This window comes from Maribacter forsetii DSM 18668, assembly GCF_000744105.1.
In the GTDB taxonomy this organism is placed as follows: domain Bacteria; phylum Bacteroidota; class Bacteroidia; order Flavobacteriales; family Flavobacteriaceae; genus Maribacter; species Maribacter forsetii.
The window spans coordinates 3,698,332-3,713,700 of record NZ_JQLH01000001.1; the positions used below are offsets into that span (position 1 = coordinate 3,698,332).

Below are 15,369 nucleotides of genomic sequence, written 5' to 3' on the forward strand. Positions count from 1 at the left end.
CAACCATCAACCGACAACTGTCAACTTTCTAGGTTCAAAATTTTCCACTACCTCTGCTATCGCAGTAATATGTTCCGGAGTGGTACCGCAGCATCCACCTACTATATTTACTAATCCTTTTTCTGCGTATTCTTTAATTTGTTCTGCCATTTGATCAGGAGTCTCATCGTACTCTCCGAATGCATTTGGTAGTCCTGCATTGGGGTGTGCCGAAACCGCATGCTCACTTTTGGTTGATAATACCTCTAAATGTGGCACCAATTGATTAGCTCCTAATGCACAATTGAAGCCGACCGATAAAATAGGAATATGGGAAATGGATATAAGAAATGCTTCTGCCGTTTGACCAGATAACGTTCTACCTGACGCATCGGTAATGGTACCGCTTACCATGATAGGCACATCGACATTTCGCTCTTCTTTTACTTCTTCAATAGCAAACAATGCCGCTTTTGCATTTAACGTATCAAAAATAGTTTCTACCAATAAAATATCCGATCCACCATCTAACAAGGCTTCTACTTGTTGTTTATATGCAATACGTAGCTCATCAAAAGAAACTGCTCTATACCCTGGGTCATTTACATCTGGCGACATACTTGCCGTTTTGTTCGTAGGACCGATACTTCCGGCTACAAATCTTGGTTTATTCGGTTCTTTAGCCGTGAATTCATCTGCTACCATTTTAGCGATACGCGCAGATTCATAATTCAACTCATACACCAAGTCTTCCATGTAATAATCCGCCATCGCTATCGTAGTTCCAGAAAATGTATTGGTCTCTACGATATCGGCACCCGCAGCGAAATACTTACGATGAACCTCAGCAATTGCATCAGGCTGAGTTAGTGACAACAAATCATTATTACCCTGTAATGGGTGTTCCCAGTCTTTAAAACGTTCTCCCCTAAAATCTTCCTCAGTAAACTTATAGCGCTGTAGCATGGTACCCATGGCGCCATCTAATATGAGAATTCGCTCTTTTAATATTTCCTTTATATCCTTCATTTTACGGTGTAAAATATTATTGGTTCAATAAAAATGTAATTCGTAATCAAGTAAGGAAAGTTCGGCTAGATGCCTTTTCTTAAGTTATCTGTCTTTGTAATGCCATATAGAATAACATCTTCTGCACAAGTACACAGAATAAAGATAGAATGTAGCACCTTCTTTTCCTTAAAGGAAAGGGTTGCCAAGGTTTCAATGGGTCTAGTCCCTCCACCTTTCTTGATAACGTTTCAATCTATTTATGAACGATTTGCAAAGTAACGGCACAGCATGCTCTAATCCAAAACTTCAACAGGTTTTTTACCCAACGAATTTTTAGAAATTTGTCATAAAAAAACCTCCAGAATCATAAAGAATCTGGAGGTTTTACTGACCAAATTATAACTTTATGCAATACTTTGTACTACTTCTTTTTTGGCTTCTTTCTTAGAACCATCGAATCCTTCAACACCACCAACGGTCGTATATTTCATTACGTAGCGCTTACCCGGATTGATTTGTTGGTATGCATACTGACACATTACCGCTGCTTCATGAAAACCTGAAAGTATCAATTTCAATTTACCTTCATAGGTATTAACATCGCCAATAGCATATACTCCCGGTATATTTGTTTGGTAATCTTTTGCGTTATTTACCTTAATGGCATTCTTCTGAATTTCTAGTCCCCAATCACCTATAGGACCTAATTTTGGTGAAAGACCGAATAACGGAATAAAATTATCTACCTCTAAATAAGTATCTTCCTTTTCCTTATCCGTATGTTTAATCACAACAGCTTCCAAATGATCTTTGCCGTGCAATTCTTTTACCTCTGCTTTTGTAATTAATTTTATTTTACCAAGCTTTGCCAGTTCAGATGCTTTTTCAACAGAATCCAAAGCCCCTCTAAATTCATCTCTTCTATGCACCAAAGTTACTTCTGATGCTACATCGGTTAAAAATATAGCCCAATCTAAAGCTGAATCTCCACCACCGGCAATCACTACCTTTTTGTCACGATATACTTCTGGATCCTTAATCATATAAGAAACACCGGTATCTTCAAAATTTACAATATTCGAGATAGGTGGTTTTCTTGGTTCAAAAGAACCTAACCCGCCTGCTATAACAACAACTGGCGCATTATGCTGAGTTCCTTTATTTGTAGTTACTACAAAAGAACCATCTTCTAACTTATCTAAGGTTTCTGCTCTTTCACCCAATGTAAACCCTGGCTCAAAAGGTTTGATCTGCTCCATTAGATTATCTACCAAAGTACCCGCCAAAATTTCTGGAAATGCAGGAATATCGTAGATAGGCTTCTTAGGATATATCTCTGAACACTGTCCACCTGGCTGTGGCAATGCATCTATTAAATGCGTTTTTAACTTTAATAATCCTGCTTCAAACACCGTAAATAATCCGGTTGGTCCCGCTCCTATAATGAGCATATCTGTTTTAATCATAATTTTTTGTTTAGTGAAAAGTAATTAGAAATCACTTTTCAACTTCTTTTAATTTCACTTCGACTATGTAATTAATACTTTGCAATTTTATACTTCGCTCAACTTAGCATTCTCCTTTGAATACCGATTCTTCGCCTGAATTAATGCCTCTCTATGTTTTACCACTTCACCTATGATGATAATTGCAGGGTTTGATAATTCTTCTTTTTCTACAACCTCAACTATAGTTTCAATAGTTGCAATGCCCAGTTTTTCATTCTTTCGTGTACCGTTTTGAATAATGGCTATTGGCATATCCGATTTTCCCTCACCTTTGAACAGTTCTACAATTTGTGGAAGTTTTGACATTCCCATTAATATAACTACCGTTGCACTACTTTTTGCAGCTAAAGCAACATCTGTTGATAGCTTATGTTCTTTGGTTGTACCTGTAATTACCCAAAAACTTTCTGATGCCCCTCTTTTTGTTACTGGAATATTCTGATAGGCCGGTACACTTAAACTTGAAGAAATACCTGGCACCATGGCCACTTCTAAACCATGTGATGCTGCAAATTCCATTTCTTCTGAACCACGACCAAATACAAAAGGATCTCCGCCTTTTAATCTTACCACATGTCCGTCAGATTTTGCCCGGCTGACAATTAACTCGTTTATCTGTTCTTGCTGATATGCATAGCATCCTCTTCGCTTACCCACAAAAATCAATTCTGCGTTTTTTGCATACTTTAGCAACTCTTCGTTAACCAAAGCATCATACAAAACCACATTGGCATTTTCCAGCGTTTTTATTGCTTTTAAAGTGATGAGATCTATATCGCCAGGTCCCGCGCCTACAACAGTCAAAAGACCTTGACTTCGGCTACGCTCAGTCTTCGTTAAATTGCTTTCTAAACTCATGCCGTTTATGCTTCTGCCAATTCTTGTTCTCTAAACTTTGCAACCGTCTCTAAGAATACTTTCGCATCTTTGATATATGACTCAGCAAATTCTTTTGTTGGTTCGTTCTGATTCAATTGCAGTACCAATTTCTCAAATCCGCCAGCTACGGCAATTCTTCCATCGGCTACAAACTTCTCATCAAAATCTTTAATGATACTTACATGTGTATTTACTTTCGTATTCTCTGAAGTTAACATCGCTTTCGCTGAATTCACCATTGAAGAATATGCGTGGTAGATACTTGCAGACCATTTTTCTGCATCGAACATAGCTTGAGCATTCTGTATTTTCTCTTCACTTTCAAAAAGAAGTGTAGCAATCAAGTCAATAACCACACCTGCACATTCACCTACACCAATTGCTTTTTCATATCGTTCTGTATTTCCCCAGTCAATGAAATCTTCTGGCGTTAAATCATCTACAGATGATAATGGCGTTAGAAAATCATAGAAATACATTTGCCCTTTTTCAGCATAGTAATCCGGGAATGATAAATCGCCACCATTAGCATCGTAATCATTCAAGATTAAACGTAATGCATCAGGACCTCTTTTACTAGGCACTTTTACCACTTTATCAGCAAAACGACCTTGACCGTTACCATCTGTGCTACCACCTAATAATACTTGTAGTGCCGGAGCAACTAATTTATCTTTCGTACGAACGGACATTCCCTGAAAACCAATATTTGCCATATTGTGCTGTCCACATGCGTTCATACAACCACTGATTTTTATTACAACATCTTCGTTATTGATATAATCAGGATATTCTGTTTTTATAACTCTTTCTAATTCTTCTGCAATACCTGTACTACTTGCAATACCTAAATTACAAGTATCTGTACCTGGGCAAGCTGTAATATCTAGTGCTTTATTGTAACCTGCTTCTGCAAAACCTAATTTCTTTAATTCCGTATAGAAAAATTCAACATTCTCTTCTTTTACGAAAGGAATTAAAATGTTTTGACGTAATGACAACCTTAACTCACCTGCTGCATATTTCTGCACCAAATTGGCTAATAAACGTGCCTTGTCTGTATAAAAATCACCTAGCAATACTTTAATTCCCAAAGCAACATAACCAGGTTGTTTCTGAGGAACAACGTTAGTCACTTTCCACTTTTCAAATTCCTTTGAATCTTCTATTTCAACTGCAGGAACTTTTAAATCTGAAACTTTGGTTTTTGGATAGTCTTCTGGATTAATAGGAAATGTATCAAAAGGCACAGCCGTTTTCTCAGCAGCCAATAATTCTTTGAATCCGTCAAGACCTAAATCTTTCAACAAAAATTTCATTCTTGCCTTTGCTCTACTCTTACGCTCACCGTAGCGATCAAAAACACGTATTACCGTTTCCATTAACGGAATGATCTGATCTGCAGGCAAGAAACTATATAATTCATCTGCATGTCTTGGCTGAGAACCTAATCCGCCACCTAACATCACTTTAAAACCGACTTCTCCATTTTCAATTTTGGCGATAAAACCTAAATCGTGCATGTATGATAGTCCTGTATCAGCATCACTTGCCGAGAAAGAAACTTTGAACTTACGTCCCATTTCTTGACTTATAGGGTTTCTAAGGAAATACTGAAATAATGCATGTGCATATGGCGAAACATCAAAAGGCTCATCTACATCAATACCAGCCGTTTCACTTGCCGTTACATTCCGTACGGTGTTACCACAAGCTTCTCTTAATGTAATATCGTCTTTCTCCAATTCTGACCATAACTCTGGAGTTCTGTTCAAATCAACATAGTGAATCTGAATATCTTGACGCGTTGTAATATGTAATCTACCCGTAGAATATTCATCGGACACATCGCAAATACGTAGTAATTGCTGAGAAGTCACCTTACCATATGGCAATTTTATACGAATCATTTGAACGCCTTCTTGACGCTGACCATATACACCACGAGCTAAACGCAGGCTTCTAAATTTCTCTTCATCTAATTTGCCGCCATGGAACTCATGAATCTTGCGCTCCAATTCTAAAATATCATTCGCAACTACTTGATTCTCTATTTCTGTTCTAAAACTCTGCATATTGTGGCCCCTCCTAACCTCCCCAAAAGGGAGGAACACTTACTCGGGTTAAACAAGCGTTATTATTAATTTATCACTTTACTATTCCTATAGACTTACTATACTAATTAAAATATAATGTCTAGTTTGAATTCCCCTAAAGGGCTTTTACTGTATAAAACCAGCCCCTACGGTACTATTGGATTTTGTATCTATTAAGATGAACGACCCGTTAGTTCTATGATCTTTAAATTGATCGTAGAAAATTGGCTTATTTAAACGAAAACTTACCTGGGCAATATCATTCATACCTAATGAATCTGTTTCTGTATCGATACCCGAATAATCAGGAGCAATTTTATGATGTACCTGCTCCACTTTCGCCAATACTTTATTGACACCGTGTTGAACAACATATTTGTTTCCTGCGGCTAACGGTAACGAATCCATCCAAGATATTGTAGCAGTAAATTGCTTATCAACCGTTGGTAAATCCCCAGCTTTCACTAACATATCTCCACGACTCAAGTTGATTTCATCTTCTAAAGTAATCGTTACCGATGAACGTCTAGAAGCAGTATTATACTTCTTGTCATGAAAATAGATTTCTTTTATTTTAGAACGCGTTTGTGAAGGAAGTGCTACCACTTCATCACCTACACTTAACTCGCCACCATAAACCTTACCGGCAAATCCTCTAAAATCATGATGCTCATCTGTCTTCGGACGAATAACATATTGTACTGGGAAACGAGGTGTACCTGCATTGAAAATATCTTTTCTATCCAAAGCCTCAAAATGCTCTAACAAAGTAGGACCGGTATACCAAGGTGTCTTATCTGTTTTATTTACTACATTATCACCTTTCAATGCACTTACCGGAATGAAGGTTATCTTCTGATCTTGGTAATCTCTTTTCGCCATCAATTCTTCAAAATCAGCTTTGATAGCATTGTAAGTTTCCTCAGAATAATCTACCAAATCCATTTTATTAATAGCCACCACTACATCTTTAATGCGTAATAAGTTATTGATAAAAAAGTGTCTGTTCGTTTGCTCGATAACACCCTTACGTGCATCAATCAATATAATCGCTGCTTGTGAAGTAGATGCTCCTGTAACCATGTTACGGGTATATTCTACGTGACCGGGAGTATCTGCAATAATGTAACTTTTCTTTGCTGTAGAGAAATAGATATGGGCAACATCTATAGTAATACCCTGTTCGCGTTCTGCTACCAAACCATCTGTAGCCAAAGAGAAATCTAAATAATCGTATCCCTTTTGCTTACTAGTCTTTTCTATTGCTTCTAACTTATCGCTGGTCAAAGATTTTGTATCGTAAAGCATTCTCCCTATCAAGGTACTTTTACCATCATCTACACTACCTGCCGTTGCTATTTTTAGTACTTCCATTCTTATGCTGTTAGCCCTTAGCTTTTAGCTTTGGACTTTTAATATTATTGTTATTGCTAGCAGGTAATTATTAAACTGCCTACTGCTACTGAATACTGCTTTCTAGAAGTACCCTTGTTGTTTTCTTTTCTCCATCGCTGCTTCTGAACGCTTATCGTCTATACGCGCACCACGCTCTGAAATAGATGAATCTCTAATTTCCTCTACTACCTTATCTATAGATTCCGCATCTGAAAGTACGGCTGCTGTACAAGACATATCACCTACTGTACGGAAACGAACCAATCTTTCTTCTACAACCTCATCTTCTTCTCTAAATACAATACCATCTTCTGCAGACCATATCATACCATCTCTTAAAAACGTCTTACGCTTATGTGCGAAATAGATTGAAGGAATTTCAATTTGCTCTTCTTTGATATAAGACCACACATCTAATTCTGTCCAGTTAGATATAGGAAAAACTCTTACATTCTGACCCAATTCTATTTGTCCGTTTAACATATCGAACAACTCTGGGCGTTGGTTACGCTCATCCCACTGTCCGAAATCATCACGAACAGAAAAAATACGTTCTTTAGCACGAGCCTTTTCTTCATCTCTACGCGCACCACCGATACAAGCATCGAACTTAAATTCTTCAATCGCATCTAATAATGTCGTAGTCTGAAGACTATTTCTACTTGAGTATCTACCTGACTCTTCTTTAACCTTACCTTGATCGATTGAATCCTGAACATTACGCACAATTAACTCTAACCCTAACTCCTTAACCAATCTATCTCTAAATTCGATAGTTTCAGGAAAGTTATGACCCGTGTCTATATGCATTAATGGGAAAGGAATTTTCGATGGCCAAAATGCTTTTTGCGCCAAACGAACCAGTGTAATAGAATCTTTTCCTCCTGAGAATAAAAGAACCGGCTTCTCAAACTGAGCGGCAACCTCCCTAATGATATAAATTGCCTCATTCTCAAGTGCATTTATATGGGCAGTATCTTTTAAAAGTTCTTGGGAAGGCGTTACTTCCAATTCCGTACTTGTATTACTCATTCTATATTTTCTTAGATAAATTATCTTATTCTTTTCTACCACCTTAGATTAACTATGCAATCCGCATTCTCTGTTCTCCAACACCTTGGTCGGGTCAAAATAGTTATGCTCGTTAGGAAGATTATATTTTCTTAAATAGGCATCTAATTGTGTATCGTTCCAGTGGTAAAACGGACTCACCTTCAACACTCCGTCTTTGCTTAGACTTAAAATATCCAAACTGTCGCGGTGTGCGGTCTGCCCTTTTCTCAAATTCGTGAACCACACATCTGGCTTGAATTCTGCCATGGCTCTTTTAAAAGGCTCCAACTTTACTTGTTCAGTAAACTCGGCATGTCTAGGGTCATCAATTTGTGGAATACCCATTACAGCATCTCTATGTGCAGTGGTTTGTTTTGGCACAAACAATTTTACGTTCAAACTCAACTTGCCGATTATTTCATCTGCATGCTTATATGTTTTTGGAGTGTTATAACCCGTATCGCACCAAACTACTGGAATATCTTTTTTTACACCAGATACCGCATGTAAAATAGCTACTTCATATGGTCTGAAGTTTGTTGTTACTACAGGCGTTTCTGCATGCTTTACTGCCCAAGAAATAATTTCTTCTGGCGGTATACCTTTAAATTGAATGTTCAACTTCTGAACTTGTGCTTCTGTCAATGCCATAATACTATTCTTTATTATTTACCCCACTTTACTAAATTCCAAAAACGCTCGTGAAAGAAATACAATATCATTTTTGTTACGAAATCTATAGAGGCTATTGATGCTGCTACTGAAAACTCACCTGTAAGTATATAAGATATAATCAGCGTATCTACTGTTCCTATTACTCTCCAACTAAAAGCCTTGGCTATACTACGAATTGGTTTTTCAGATGTTTTATCATCTTGATACGTAGTTTTGTTTTCTTTTTTATTTAATATAAGTTGATCTGCAATCATCTTTTACTCAATTTTTATTACCCTACTAATTTAATAGAGTTTTCAAAAATAGTATTATTTTCCAATGTAGTCGCCCTAATCTCAGATAAATTTCATTTACCCTATAGATTTAGTAGATTATTAACAAAAGCGCATGAAAAATTAATATTTCGCAACAAACTGAAGCATCGCGAATTGCAGAATGAAATAAAAATATGATTTTATGAGATGATGTCTTTCAGTGTATTATTACGGTATACATCTAAGGCACTATCACGCACTTGCAGCATTAGTTTATGAACGGAACAAGTGTTTTCGTCGGGACAATCATCACAGGTTTCATAAAAATTTAGGCTTACACACGGTACCATGGCAATTGGACCTTCTAAAACTCTCATAACATCCGTCATCGAAATTTCCTCAGGTGTTCTTAACAAATAGTAACCGCCACCTTTACCTTTTTTTGAACCTAAGAATCCTGTTTTTCTTAAGCTAAGAAGTATACTCTCCAAGAATTTTTGGGAGATGTTCTCCTTTTCGGCTATTTCTGATATTTGAACTGGTTTCTTATCTGGCTGTGCCGCTAAGTAGGCTAGCGCTTTTAAACCATATTTTGTCTTTTTCGAGAGCATAATGCTAAGATAGCCAAATAATAAAAATATCAGCAAAATACTTGAGCACACCATTTTTACGTTATAAGTTTCCAAATCAATTCTACCTACTTATGAAAAAAGTATTCTTATTATCGCTTATTGGCGTATTTGCATTAGTTTTTACATCTTGTTCAGATGACGACAGCGTTGGCGTTTCCAACGCAAGTGAATCACAAATTATAGGTACATGGAACCTTACCGCTCTTGAAACAAGAGATGGCAGGTCTGATACTAATTTTGATGGAACATCAATACCCACTACGTTTACAGCTGTTGGTAAAGATTTTGATACTGTTATTATTTTTTCTGAAGAACCACAAACTGTAACGAGTGAAGGATCATATACAACGGTGACAACCACTACTGTTATGGGTGAAACCTCAACAGAAGAAGAAACCGGCGAAGACTTTTTCGAAAGTAATGAATGGAGATTGGACGGAAGCATCCTTTATTTTGGCTCTGGCGAAGAAGAAATTGGTTTTACGATTACAGAATTAACAGATTCTCAAATGTCATTACGATATGAGTTAGATGAAACTGTAGATTTTTCAGGGTTCGAAACTAGTATTAGTGCGACCTACAATATGACTTTAAGTAAATAAACACTTTAATTTATCATATAAAAAAAAGCCCGGTACATACCGGGCTTTTTTTGTTTCTACTATTATTCGACTATCCTAATGCCTGAGCAATATCTGCGATAATATCATCTATATGTTCTAACCCTACCGAAATACGAACTGTGCCATCCGAGATACCTACTGCAGCACGTTCTTCTACACTCAACTTACTATGCGTTGTAGATGCCGGATGGGTAACTATAGTTCTTGAATCTCCTAAATTGGCAGATAGGGACAACAGTTTAATAGAGTCAAAGAACTCTCTACCTGCATCTAATCCTCCCTTAACTTCAAAAGCTACTACACAACCACCTGCTTTCATTTGCTTTTTAGCTATCTCATATTTTGGATGCGATTTCAAGAACGGATATTTCACCCAATTCACTTTATCGTTCCCCTCTAGATACTCCGCTAATTTCAATGCGTTTTCACAATGCCTATCTACTCGTATTGCCAAAGTCTCTAAACTTTTAGACAACACCCATGCATTAAACGGTGATAAAGCGGGACCTGTAATTCTTGAAAAACGATATACCTTATCCATCAACTCCGCACTACCCACTGTAATACCTGCTAATACTCTACCTTGACCATCCATCAGTTTTGTGCCAGAATGAATGACCAAATCTGCACCAAACTTTATGGGCTGCTGCAAATAAGGCGATGCAAAACAGTTATCGATTACAAGTATCAAATTATTCTTTTTCGCAATCTTACCCAACTCCTCTAAATCCAACACATCAACACCAGGATTCGTCGGAGTCTCTGCATAAATGATTTTTGTTTTTGGAGTAATTAGACTTTCTATTTCTTCCAATGCATCTATCTTGAAATAGGTATGGTCAATATTCCACTTTGGGAAGAAGTTCGTGAACAATGAATGTGTTGAACCAAATATACTTCTTGCCGAAAGTACATGATCACCACTATCCAATAACGCCGCCAAAGTTGAAAATACTGCCGCCATACCCGATGCAAACGCGAATCCGCTTTCTGCACCTTCCATTTGGCAAACCTTATCGATAAACTCAGATGAATTGGGGTTTGAGTATCTTGAATATATATTACGATCTTTCTCTTCTGCAAACGACGCACGCATATCTTCTGCATCTTCAAACACAAAACTTGAAGTCAAGTACAACGGAACCGAATGTTCCAAGTTTTCACTTCTTTTTAGTTGAGTACGAATCGCGTTCGTTTCAAATTTATTATTGTTCTTGTTCATTTCTTTACTTTTTGGCTTAGGCTACGCTCAGCCATTTACCTTCACCTTATTTACTCTTATCCAACTTATTGGGCTTCTGCTACGCTCAGCCACCTGTCTTAAACATACTACCTTTTTTATGCTGACCGTTAAGCTCCGCCGAATTGACATTTTACTTTTCTTTAAAATATCTATAATGTGTATCGTTTATACATTCTGCAAAACTAGGCAACTTCTCTAATTCACCATTTATTAATGCTTCTTTCTTTTCTCTTCTCCAACCTTGTATTTGCTTCTCTCTGTAAAATGCAGAATCAATTCTTAAATACTCTTCTACATAAACCAATTTCACAGGTAATCTTTTTCTTGTATGATTAGCCCCTTTACCATCTTGGTGTTCTAATAACCTTTTATCTAAGTCCTTTGTACTACCTGTATAATAACTTCCGTCTAAACATTCCAAAATATACATGAACCCTGACATACAATTATCATTTATCGGCTTCGGCTACGCTCAGCCACCAAACATTAAAATTTCTTACTTTTATTCATCTGATTTGGCTTCAGCTACGCTCAGCCACCAGCCTGTCACCTAACTACTCATTTGTACGCGGTGACTGAGCGGAGCCGAAGTCATCCTTTCTCCGCAATCCTCAATATATCTCCAAATACACCTCTTGCGGTAACAGCTGCTCCGGCTCCGGCTCCTTGAATTACTAACGGATTTTCACCGTAAGATTCTGTGTATATTTCTATGATGGAATCTGATCCCTTTACCTGCCCCAAGGCACTTTCCTTTGGCACTGATATCAACTTCACATCTAATACTCCTTTTTCCTTTTGAAGGTTTCCATGCAAATCACCAACATATCTTAATACATGATTTGGCTTCTGATTCTTTTTAATTTCACTGAATTTGGCATCCAACACATCTAAATTCTCTAAAAAGAAAGCCACTTCTCCGTCTTGTAATTTCTTCGGGATAAGGTTATCAATATTTATATCTGCAAACTCATTATGTAAATCTAGTTCACGTGCTAAAATCAACAACTTTCTACCGACATCATTTCCTGATAAATCTTCACGAGGATCCGGTTCTGTAAATCCTTGCTGCATCGCATCTTTCAAAATAGATGAAAATGGTACATCGCTTTCTGAAAAAGTATTGAAAATATAACTTAATGAACCAGAGAACACGCCTTTAATTCTGGTTATGTTCTCACCGGATAAATGCAATAACTTAATGGTATCTATCAATGGCAATCCTGCACCTACATTAGTTTCATACAAATATTGCTTTTGATTCTTTTGCAGCTCTTCTCGTAGCAACTGATAAAAATCGTAACGTAAGGTATTGGCTATTTTGTTTGAAGACACAATATCGAAACCATGTTCTACAAATTCAAAATAGTTTGCTACAAAGTCTTTACTCGCCGTATTATCAATAACGATCAGATTCTCTAAATGATGACGTTTTGCAAAATCAAAAACATCTTCTACTTTATATGACTTTCCTTTTTGCTTTAAATTCGTTTTCCAGCTTTTGGTAATTCCCTTTTCATTCAATAAAATCTTCTTGGAATTCGCTATACCAAATACGCGCAAATCTAATTTCTTACGATCTTTAATTGTTTTGGCAGATTTTAGAATTTGATCGATCAATGTTCCTCCCACATTACCATGCCCAAAAATTAGAATATTTATCCTTTTACTGATACCAAATACTTGTCCGTGCATGACGTTTACCGCCTTGTGTAAATCTGCTTTCTTCACCACCAGACTCACATTATTACCTGATACCGTGTTGTTGAACAACAAAGGCACAATCTGGTTTTTAATCAGTGCGTTAAAGGGATTATGGAACGTACTTAAATCTTGACCTACAATAGATATGATAGACACATCATCTATCACCGTGATCATATTTACATCTTTAGATTCAAAATCATTACTGAATTCATTCTCTAAAGCCAATTTCGCTCTTTTCGCCTTGTCTTTCTTCACCACAAGACCAATACCTCTTTCTGAAGAACCTTGAGATATGATACTAACACTAATATTACTTGCTTCTAAAGCCTTAAATATTCTAGCATCTACACCCACTTTACCTAACAAACCGCGACCTTCTATATTGATCATTGCAACATCTTCAATAACAGAAAGTGATTTTATACCTTCTTTACTAGATTTTGCACTGATCAAAGTTCCTTCACTATCATCATTGTACGTATTTAAAATACGTAACGGAATGTTCTTTTCAATAAGCGGAATTATAGTTTTCGCATGTAAAATAGTTGCTCCGAAATTCGCCAACTCATTTGCCTCTTCATAAGACAAGTTTTCCAACTTTTTAGCTTCCGGAACATAATCTGGGTTTGCCGTGTAAATTCCGTCTACATGTGTATAATTCTGTAATTCTTCAGCATCTAAAAAATTCGCTAACAAGGCTGCGGAATAATTACTTCCGTTCCTACCCAATGTTGTTGTCTCCCCATCTAAAGTAGATGAAATAAAACCGGTTACTACCGCAACAGTATCTTTAGGAATATCCGCAAACTTTAATAACACCTGCTCTTTAGACTCTGCCTCCAATACCTTGGCATCACCAAATGTATTATCGGTCTTTATCACCATACGCGTATCTACCAGCTCTGCGTTAATGCCTTTACCTATCAATAATTTGGTAACCAATTTGGCTGAAATTAATTCACCATAAGCCAGTACCTCATCTTTAATTTTGGCACTATAATCACCTAACAATGAAACACCTTCATACAATTTCGCTAAGCCTTTAAACTCTGCCGACAAACTGATATTTTTATACGTATGCTTTTGATATTTTTCTAAAGCCTCAAACTGAGTTTTATAGTCTTTACCTTTTGCGGCTTTCTCCAGCATCTCCTCTAGCTGATCCGTTGCTTTTTCTCTTGCCGATAAAACAATAGCTATATTCTCTTCATTCTTAACCTTATTGGCAACGATATCCAATACTCGCTCTAGTCCTTCTCCATTGCTCAGGGACTTACCACCAAACTTCAGAATCTTTATTTTCTTGATATTACCGTTGGTATTAAAAATACCACCAAGCAATTTCTCCATTTGATCAAACTCGATTAAAAAGGCATCATGCCCATGTAGCGACTGTACTTCGCCATAGGTAACGTTGCTTTTCGCTTGCGCCAATTGCTTAAACGTATCTTTATTTTCCTGCGCGGTAAAGAACATATCAGAATCTACACCTATGATATGAATGTTGGTATCGCTATTTTGTAGTCTGATGAAATTCTCATCTCCACCTCTAGTGACATCAATCGTTTTCAATAACTGATTCATCAATTTATAGGCAGATAATTGAAAACGCTCTTGCAACTTATCGCCATGATGCATTAACCAACTTTCTACATTAAAGACCTGCAGCTCTTCATTCGTACTTCTTTTGAAACGCTCTTTGAAAGAAGCCGGAGTTCTATAACATAACATTGCATGCATACGTGCATCGTGCACAGGTTGCTTAGAATTCACCAAAAACTGCTCTTGAATTTGACAATTGGCAATCAACCAGTCGGTCGATTTCCAATCGGATGCCACAGGAATTAAATGCTCGGTTAAATCTGGTTGTAATGCTGCCATTTCCCAGGCAATACCACCACCTAAAGAACCACCGATCAAAGCAAATAAACGGTTTACTTTCAACTGCTGCAAACCCAATAAAAACATTCTAGCTACATCGCCAGCAACAAAATCCTTATAGTTTTCAATCACGAATTTATCATGACCGTTTCCCGGAATATTGAATGCCAGAATGGTATACTTTTGGGTATCGATACATTTTTCATCACCGATAAGTGCCGACCACCAGCCATCTTCTCCAGTAACATTAGAGTTTCCGGTCAAAGCATGGTTCACCAAAATAATAGGTGCTGTATGTAGCTCTTTACCAAATACCTGATAAGACAATTGAATATCTTGAGAGGCACCACTTAAGGTCTTATATTTTTTAATCTGTAATTGATGTAGCATCTATTTCAAAATCAATTTATGGCTTGGCTTCTGTTCCGCTCAG

The 15,369-nt window shown here is 37.1% G+C and carries 13 protein-coding genes and 1 riboswitch; of the genes, 1 reads left to right on the forward strand and 12 read right to left on the reverse strand.

Translation table 11 applies throughout. The features are described from left to right. Nucleotides 1–6: 6 nt before the first annotated feature. The 9 genes from P177_RS15765 to P177_RS15805 form a co-directional block, all read right to left on the reverse strand. Nucleotides 7–1,008, reverse strand: a complete 1,002-nt coding sequence (locus tag P177_RS15765; RefSeq protein ID WP_036156279.1) for a homocysteine S-methyltransferase family protein — start codon at nucleotides 1,006–1,008, stop codon at nucleotides 7–9. 114 nt (nucleotides 1,009–1,122) lie between these two features. Next, a riboswitch (SAM riboswitch) is annotated at nucleotides 1,123–1,237 on the reverse strand. Between the two features lie 157 nt (nucleotides 1,238–1,394). Next, on the reverse strand, nucleotides 1,395–2,456 hold the full coding sequence (locus tag P177_RS15770; RefSeq protein WP_036156281.1) for an NAD(P)/FAD-dependent oxidoreductase: 1,062 nt from the start codon (nucleotides 2,454–2,456) through the stop codon (nucleotides 1,395–1,397). Nucleotides 2,457–2,543: 87 nt separating this feature from the next. Next, on the reverse strand, nucleotides 2,544–3,356 hold the full coding sequence (gene cobA / locus P177_RS15775) for a uroporphyrinogen-III C-methyltransferase (RefSeq protein ID WP_051941872.1): 813 nt from the start codon (nucleotides 3,354–3,356) through the stop codon (nucleotides 2,544–2,546). Between the two features lie 5 nt (nucleotides 3,357–3,361). Further along, the gene (locus tag P177_RS15780; RefSeq protein ID WP_036156283.1) at nucleotides 3,362–5,452 is read right to left on the reverse strand and encodes a HEPN domain-containing protein; all 2,091 of its coding nucleotides are present in this window, start codon (nucleotides 5,450–5,452) and stop codon (nucleotides 3,362–3,364) included. 147 nt (nucleotides 5,453–5,599) lie between these two features. Further along, entirely contained in the window at nucleotides 5,600–6,847 is a 1,248-nt protein-coding gene (locus tag P177_RS15785) for a sulfate adenylyltransferase subunit 1 (RefSeq protein WP_036156285.1), read from the reverse strand. Nucleotides 6,848–6,949: 102 nt separating this feature from the next. Further along, nucleotides 6,950–7,900, reverse strand: coding sequence for a sulfate adenylyltransferase subunit CysD (gene cysD / locus P177_RS15790; RefSeq protein WP_051941873.1), 951 nt, complete (start codon nucleotides 7,898–7,900; stop codon nucleotides 6,950–6,952). A 48-nt stretch (nucleotides 7,901–7,948) separates the two neighbouring features. Then, complete coding sequence (locus tag P177_RS15795; RefSeq protein WP_036156288.1) at nucleotides 7,949–8,572, reverse strand: phosphoadenosine phosphosulfate reductase domain-containing protein; 624 nt, start codon at nucleotides 8,570–8,572, stop codon at nucleotides 7,949–7,951. 14 nt (nucleotides 8,573–8,586) lie between these two features. Further along, entirely contained in the window at nucleotides 8,587–8,850 is a 264-nt protein-coding gene (locus tag P177_RS15800; protein WP_036156290.1) for a DUF2061 domain-containing protein, read from the reverse strand. A gap of 200 nt (nucleotides 8,851–9,050) precedes the next feature. Further along, nucleotides 9,051–9,461, reverse strand: coding sequence for an RrF2 family transcriptional regulator (locus P177_RS15805; protein ID WP_036156292.1), 411 nt, complete (start codon nucleotides 9,459–9,461; stop codon nucleotides 9,051–9,053). 92 nt (nucleotides 9,462–9,553) lie between these two features. On the opposite strand from P177_RS15805, the gene P177_RS15810 reads away from it, so the two are divergent. Next, nucleotides 9,554–10,084 (forward strand): hypothetical protein, encoded by a 531-nt coding sequence (locus P177_RS15810; RefSeq protein ID WP_036156294.1) that lies wholly within the window; start codon nucleotides 9,554–9,556, stop codon nucleotides 10,082–10,084. Nucleotides 10,085–10,154: 70 nt separating this feature from the next. Here the strand turns inward: P177_RS15810 and P177_RS15815 are convergent, their stop codons facing one another. The 3 genes from P177_RS15815 to thrA all read right to left on the reverse strand — a co-directional run bounded on the left by P177_RS15815 (nucleotide 10,155) and on the right by thrA (nucleotide 15,326). Next, complete coding sequence (locus P177_RS15815) at nucleotides 10,155–11,327, reverse strand: trans-sulfuration enzyme family protein (protein ID WP_036156296.1); 1,173 nt, start codon at nucleotides 11,325–11,327, stop codon at nucleotides 10,155–10,157. A 151-nt stretch (nucleotides 11,328–11,478) separates the two neighbouring features. Then, complete coding sequence (locus P177_RS15820; RefSeq protein WP_036156299.1) at nucleotides 11,479–11,790, reverse strand: GIY-YIG nuclease family protein; 312 nt, start codon at nucleotides 11,788–11,790, stop codon at nucleotides 11,479–11,481. Between the two features lie 149 nt (nucleotides 11,791–11,939). Next, on the reverse strand, nucleotides 11,940–15,326 hold the full coding sequence (gene thrA / locus P177_RS15825) for a bifunctional aspartate kinase/homoserine dehydrogenase I (RefSeq protein WP_036156301.1): 3,387 nt from the start codon (nucleotides 15,324–15,326) through the stop codon (nucleotides 11,940–11,942). Nucleotides 15,327–15,369: the final 43 nt, after the last annotated feature.

Coding starts and splice junctions, on each gene's coding strand:
- P177_RS15765 (WP_036156279.1), bottom strand. CDS start 1,008: ATGAAGGATATAAAGGAAATATTAAAAGAGCGAATTCTCATATTAGAT.
- P177_RS15770 (WP_036156281.1), bottom strand. CDS start 2,456: ATGATTAAAACAGATATGCTCATTATAGGAGCGGGACCAACCGGATTA.
- cobA (WP_051941872.1), bottom strand. CDS start 3,356: ATGAGTTTAGAAAGCAATTTAACGAAGACTGAGCGTAGCCGAAGTCAA.
- P177_RS15780 (WP_036156283.1), bottom strand. CDS start 5,452: ATGCAGAGTTTTAGAACAGAAATAGAGAATCAAGTAGTTGCGAATGAT.
- P177_RS15785 (WP_036156285.1), bottom strand. CDS start 6,847: ATGGAAGTACTAAAAATAGCAACGGCAGGTAGTGTAGATGATGGTAAA.
- cysD (WP_051941873.1), bottom strand. CDS start 7,900: ATGAGTAATACAAGTACGGAATTGGAAGTAACGCCTTCCCAAGAACTT.
- P177_RS15795 (WP_036156288.1), bottom strand. CDS start 8,572: ATGGCATTGACAGAAGCACAAGTTCAGAAGTTGAACATTCAATTTAAA.
- P177_RS15800 (WP_036156290.1), bottom strand. CDS start 8,850: ATGATTGCAGATCAACTTATATTAAATAAAAAAGAAAACAAAACTACG.
- P177_RS15805 (WP_036156292.1), bottom strand. CDS start 9,461: ATGCTCTCGAAAAAGACAAAATATGGTTTAAAAGCGCTAGCCTACTTA.
- P177_RS15810 (WP_036156294.1), top strand. CDS start 9,554: ATGAAAAAAGTATTCTTATTATCGCTTATTGGCGTATTTGCATTAGTT.
- P177_RS15815 (WP_036156296.1), bottom strand. CDS start 11,327: ATGAACAAGAACAATAATAAATTTGAAACGAACGCGATTCGTACTCAA.
- P177_RS15820 (WP_036156299.1), bottom strand. CDS start 11,790: ATGTCAGGGTTCATGTATATTTTGGAATGTTTAGACGGAAGTTATTAT.
- thrA (WP_036156301.1), bottom strand. CDS start 15,326: ATGCTACATCAATTACAGATTAAAAAATATAAGACCTTAAGTGGTGCC.